Origin of the sequence: Streptomyces sp. NEAU-W12 (assembly GCF_026242095.1) — a bacterium.
In the GTDB taxonomy this organism is placed as follows: domain Bacteria; phylum Actinomycetota; class Actinomycetes; order Streptomycetales; family Streptomycetaceae; genus Streptomyces.
This window is the reverse complement of sequence record NZ_JAPJDM010000103.1, coordinates 1-739: the sequence shown is the minus strand read 5'-3', so window position 1 is coordinate 739 and position 739 is coordinate 1. Positions and strand designations below refer to the sequence as shown.

The 739-nt window shown below is 69.6% G+C and carries 1 protein-coding gene; it reads right to left on the bottom strand.

Translation table 11 applies throughout. The features are described 5' to 3' along the window. Positions 1 to 739 (bottom strand): ABC transporter permease (locus tag ORI94_RS35255; RefSeq protein WP_266083204.1); only part of this gene is annotated, 739 nt, incomplete at both ends.

Genomic DNA, 739 nt, shown 5'->3' with positions numbered 1-739 from the left:
GCCTTCCAGAAGTAGACGAAGCCGGTCACGCCGGCCAGCAGCGCCCAGCCCAGCGCGAACGCCCACACGTGCGGCGGCAGGTACGAGGACCCGTAGCCGTCGATCAGCGCGAAGCGGACCAGGTCCATGTAGACCGCGGCGGGATTCAGCTGCAGGACGTCGGCGAGCCAGTGGGGGACGTCCTTGTCGGCGAGCATCGCCGGGATGCTGAACATGACGCCCGAGGCGTACATCCAGGTGCGCAGCACGAACGGCATCAGCTGGGCCAGGTCCGGGGTGCTGCTGCCGAGGCGCGCGAAGATCAGCGCGAGGCCGGTGTTGAAGACGAACTGGAGCAGCAGCGCGGGGACGACCAGCAGCCAGGACAGGGCGGGCGCGCTGCCGAACGCCACCACCACGACGACCAGGACGATCATCGAGAACAGCAGCTGCTGGAGCTGCTGCAGCGCGAACGAGACGGGCAGCGCGGCCCGCGGGAAGTGCAGGGCCCGCACCAGGCCGAGGTTGCCGGAGATGGCCCGCACCCCGGCGAGGACCGAGCTCTGCGTGAACGTGAACACGAACACGCCCGTCACCAGGAACGGGACGTAGACGTCGCTCGGAATGCCCCGGCGGGCGCCCAGCAGCAGGCCGAAGATGAAGAAGTACACGGCCGCGTTCAGCAGCGGCGTGGCCACCTGCCACAGCTGGCCGAGCCTGGCCTGGCTGTACTGCGCGGTCAGCTTCGCCCGGGAGAAGG